The sequence below is a fragment of the Streptomyces sp. NPDC007162 genome, from assembly GCF_040634175.1.
Classification (GTDB): domain Bacteria; phylum Actinomycetota; class Actinomycetes; order Streptomycetales; family Streptomycetaceae; genus Streptomyces.
The window spans coordinates 1-4,847 of the sequence record NZ_JBEYFC010000598.1 but is presented as its reverse complement, the minus strand read 5'-3'; the positions used below and the strand labels follow the sequence as shown (position 1 = coordinate 4,847).

Annotated in this window: 4 protein-coding genes; all 4 read left to right on the top strand. The window is 70.4% G+C overall.

The window, feature by feature from the left end:
* Nucleotides 1-24 precede the first annotated feature (24 nt).
* On the top strand, nt 25-945 hold the full coding sequence (locus ABZ646_RS40080) for a sugar ABC transporter permease (RefSeq protein ID WP_360530740.1): 921 nt from the start codon (nt 25-27) through the stop codon (nt 943-945).
* Nucleotides 942-1,814, top strand: a complete 873-nt coding sequence (locus tag ABZ646_RS40075) for a carbohydrate ABC transporter permease (RefSeq protein WP_360530737.1) — start codon at nt 942-944, stop codon at nt 1,812-1,814. The genes ABZ646_RS40080 and ABZ646_RS40075 overlap by 4 nt, the downstream gene beginning before the upstream one ends.
* Before the next feature lie 28 nt (nt 1,815-1,842).
* Nucleotides 1,843-2,763, top strand: a complete 921-nt coding sequence (locus ABZ646_RS40070) for an alkaline phosphatase family protein (protein WP_360530734.1) — start codon at nt 1,843-1,845, stop codon at nt 2,761-2,763.
* The coding region (locus tag ABZ646_RS40065; RefSeq protein WP_360530731.1) for a glycoside hydrolase family 2 TIM barrel-domain containing protein at nt 2,760-4,847 on the top strand (2,088 nt) is incomplete at its 3' end. The genes ABZ646_RS40070 and ABZ646_RS40065, both read left to right, overlap by 4 nt.

Sequence of the window (4,847 nt, the reverse complement as noted above, 5' to 3'; positions counted from 1 at the left end):
GCCCGGTTCCGCCCGCGGCGCGCCGTGCCCGCGGGCCACGCCCGGCCCCGGCGGCGCGGTCCGCTGTCGTACTGGCGCCAGTACCTGGCGATCTCGCCGTTCTACCTGATCTTCATCGCGTTCTCGTTCTTCCCCGTCTTCTACTCGCTGTACCTGGCCTTCCAGCGCTGGGACGGCCTGGGGGACATGCAGTTCGTCGGCCTCCAGCAGTTCAGGTTCCTGTGGTCGGACCCGGTCTTCTGGCTGTCCATCCGCAACACCCTGGTGATCTGGGTGCTGTCGACCGTCCCGACCCTGTTCGGCGCCCTGGTGCTGGCGACGTTGCTGCACTCGGTGCGCCGCTTCAAGGGCTTCTACCGCATCGCCCTCTACGTCCCGAACGTGACCTCGATCGTGGCCGTGGCGATCTTCTTCGGCGCGGTGTTCAGCAACAACTTCGGTCTGGTCAACGCGATCCTCGGCACGGTCGGCATCTCGCCGGTGCCGTGGCTGAGCAACCCGTGGCTGATCAAGGTGGTCATCGCGCTGCTGATGACCTGGATGTGGACCGGCTACAACATGATCATCTACCTGGCCGGCCTCCAGGCGATCCCGACCTCGATCTACGAGGCCGCGAAGGTGGACGGCGCCGGACCCGTCCGGACGTTCTTCCAGATCACCATCCCGATCATGCGGCCGATCATCCTGTTCACCGTCGTCATCTCGACCATCAACGGTCTGCAGAGCTTCAGCGAACCCCAGGTCCTGTTCGCCAGCAACGCCGCCAACGCGAACCTCGGCGGCCCCGGTCAGGCCGGCCTGACCACCTTGCTGTACTTCTACCAGTCGGCCTTCCTCAACAACGACTACGGCTACGGCGCTGCCATCGTGTGGGCCTTCTTCGTACTGATCATCGTGCTGGTCGCCGTCAACTGGCGCATCACACAGCGAGGGAGGAAGGCATGACGACCGCCGACCCCACCACCCGGCCCGCCACCGAGCGGCGGCGGCTGCGCCGCCCCAAGGGCCTGACCGCCCACGTCATCCTGATGCTGGCCGTCGTCCTCTCGGTCTTCCCGTTCCTGTGGACGATCGTCATGGCGACCAACACCACCCAGGACATCTACAAGAGCCCGCCGAAGTTCACCTTCGGCTCGCATCTGCTGGAGAACATCCGGCACGTGCTGAACACCATCGACTTCTTCGGGTCGATGCTCAACACGGTGATCGTCGCGTGCGTCACCACGGTCCTGGTGCTGTTCGTCGACTCGCTGGCGGCCTTCGCCTTCGCCAAGTTCGACTTCCCCGGGCGCAAGGTGCTCTTCGGCACGCTGCTGCTGTTCATGATGCTGCCGCTGCAACTGGCGGTCCTGCCGCAGTTCATCCTGATGTCCAAGATCGGCTGGGTCGGCACCCTCCAGGCGCTGGTCCCGCCGGCCCTCGCCAACGCCTTCGGCATCTTCTGGCTGCGCCAGTACATCGAGAACGGCGTGCCCGACGAACTCCTCGACGCGGCCCGCATCGACGGCGCCGGGTTCTTCCGCCAGTACTGGAACATCGCGCTGCCGATGATCAGGCCGGCGCTGTCCTTCCTCGCCATCTACGCCTTCGTCGGGGCCTGGAACGACTACGTCTGGCCGCTGATCGTGCTCACCAACCCCGCCCATGTGACGCTCCAGGTCGAGCTCGCCCAGCTCAACGTCGGCCACACCACCGACTACAGCATGGTCATGGCCGGTGTGCTGATGGCCGCCCTCCCCCTGGTCATCGTCTTCGCGGTGTTCGCCCGGGGATTCATCGCGGGGGCCACCGAGGGAGCGGTCCAGGGCACCTGAACCGGGATCACGACGGAAGGGGCGGGCGATGACGTACGACGCCGGTGGAGCGCGGCCCGGGCACGGCCGGGTGCTGGTGGTGGGCATGGACGGGCTGCGCTTCGACCGGCTGGCCCTCGCGCCGCTCACGGCGCCCGTGCTGCACGCCCTGATGGCGAGGGGCGCCCACGGCACCAGCCTGCTGCCGTACGGCGAGGTGGACGGCCAGGCCGCGGGCGGGCCGTCCACCAGCATGGCCTACACCGACTCCGGACCCGGCTGGTCGAGCGTGCTGACCGGGGTGTGGCCCGACCGGCACGGGGTGACCGGCAACGACTTCGCCGGCGCCGACTACACCCGCCACCCCGACTTCCTGAGCCGCGCGGTCACCGCCCGCCCGGGGCTGCGCGCGGTCGCCGTGGTGTCCTGGCCGGAGCTGGTCCGCCGCGGCACCCTCGGGGCGGCCGTCGGGCAGGTGGTGCAGTACGACGGCGAGAGCGACGGCTACGCCACGGCCGACCGCCTCGTCGCCCGTACCGCGGCACGCCTGCTCACGGAGGACGCCCCGGACGTCCTGTTCGTGTACTTCGGCGGCACCGACGAGGCCGGGCACGCCGCCGGCCCGTTCTCCGCCGCCTACGACGAGGCTCTGCGCGCCCAGGACGGCCACCTGGGGCGACTCCTGGACGCGATCGGCGCGCGCGGCGCCGACGAGCGGTGGACCGTCCTCGTCACCACCGACCACGGCCATCTCGACACCGGCGGGCACGGCGGCGACACCCGCGCCGAGCGGGAGGTCTTCGTCATCCTGGCCGAGCCCGAACCGCCCGTCCGCCACCGGCTCGACACACCCCGACTCATCGACATCGCCCCCACCGTCCTGAACCGCCTCGGCATCCCCGCCGACCCCGCCCGGGACCTGCCGGGCCGGGTCCTGCCGCCGCCCGCACCGACTTCGGAATGGTCATGACCGACGCACATCCGCTGCACGACCCCCTGACGGCCCTGCGCCCCTGGGAGGCACCCGAGGTGACCTCCTGGGGGCGCCTGCCCATGAACGCCGTCGACCGGCGCTCCGGAGCGCTCCCCCTGGACGGCGACTGGCGCTTCCAGTTGCTGCCGGCTCCGGACGTGCCGGTCGGCGGTGCCTGGTCGTCCTCGTACGTCCCCGGCGCCTGGACCGTGCAGGACACCGACGACCTGCCGCAGTACACGAACGTGCGGATGCCGTTCCCCGAGTTCCCGCCGTACTCCCCCGCCGCGAACCCGACCGGGGTCTACGAGCGTGAGCTGGACGTCCCCGCCGAGTGGGCCGGGCGCCGGATCGTGCTCCAGGTGGGCGCGGCGGAGAGCGTGCTGCTGGTGCACGTCGACGGGCGGCCGGTCGGCATCTCCAAGGACTCGCACCTGGCCGCCGAGTTCGACCTGACGGCGGTGGTCCGTCCCGGTGAGCGGTCGGTGCTGCGGCTGACCGTCGTCAAGTGGTCGGACGCCACGCACATCGAGGACCAGGACCAGTGGTGGCACGGCGGGATCACCCGGTCGGTGCTGCTGTACGCGACCGACCCGCTGCGTCTTGCGGACGTGACCGTGCGGGCCCGGCGGGACGGCGAGCTGCGGGTGGACTGTCTGGTGCGGGACGCCGGCGGGGCCCTGCCGGACGGCTGGTACGTCACCGGCGACCTGGACGGGGAACCCCTCGCGCAGGACGCCGAGTTCGACCGGCTCAACACCGAGGACGACCGGGTCTCCGACTTCCTGGGCGAGGCCCGCATCCACGCCGTCGTGCCCGGGGTGCGGACCTGGAACGCGGAGGAGCCCGAGCTGTACGGGCTCACCGTCCGGCTGCACCGCGCGGACGGCTCGGTCGCCGACGCGTCGTACCACCGGGTCGGCTTCCGGGACGTCGAGATCGTCGGCCGGGACCTGCTGGTCAACGGCGAGCGGGTGTTCATCCGGGGCATCAACCGGCACGACTTCCATCCGCTGACCGGGCGGACGGTGTCGTACGACGACATGCGGGCCGACCTGGTGGTGCTCAAGCGGTTCGGGTTCAACGCGATCCGCACCTCGCACTACCCGAACGACCCCGCGCTGTACGACCTCGCCGACGAACTGGGTTTCTACGTCGTGGACGAGGCGGACATCGAGTCCCACGACCACGCGCACGAGATCGCCGACGACCCGCGCTACCTGAACGCCTTCGTGGACCGGGTCTCACGGATGGTGCTGCGCGACAAGAACCACCCCTCGGTCATCGTCTGGTCGCTGGGCAACGAGTCCGACTACGGCGCCAACCACGACGCGGCGGCGGGCTGGGTACGGCGGCACGACCCGACCCGGCCGATCCAGTACGAGGGCGCCGCCAAGCGCGGCTGGGCGGACCCCGGTGTGGCCTCCGACATCGCCTGCCCGATGTACGCGCCGCTGGAGGACTGCGTGGCGCACGCGCTGTCCGGGGAGCAGACGAAACCGCTGATCCAGTGCGAGTACTCGCACGCCATGGGCAACAGCAACGGCACGCTGGCCGACCACTGGGCCGCCATCGAGTCCACTCCGGGGCTTCAGGGCGGGTTCATCTGGGAGTTCTGGGACCACGGAATTCTCCAGCGGGTGAGCGACGGAAGACCGGTCGGGCGCACGGGCGCCGGACTGTATGACAACGGTGTCGCCGCGCCCGGCCACCGCTGGGCGTACGGCGGCGACTTCGGCGAGGCCCTGCACGACGGGGCGTTCGTCGCGGACGGGATCGTCTTCCCCGACCGCACCCCCAAGCCCGCGATGTACGAGCACCGGGAGATCGCGGCGCCGGTCCGCATCCGGTGCTTCAAGCACGAGGGCGTGGTCCTCGCCAACCACCAGCACTTCCGGGGCCTCGACTGGCTGACGGGCACCTGGGAGCTGGCGCTGGCCGACGGCCGTACCCTGACCGGTCCGGCGCGGCTGCCGGAGCTGCGGCCCGGCGAGACCGCAGCGGTACCGCTGCCGTTCGAGGTGCCGGCTTCACCTGGACACGACCCCAGGGGTTCTCCGGGTTGGGCAGGTACTCGTCCT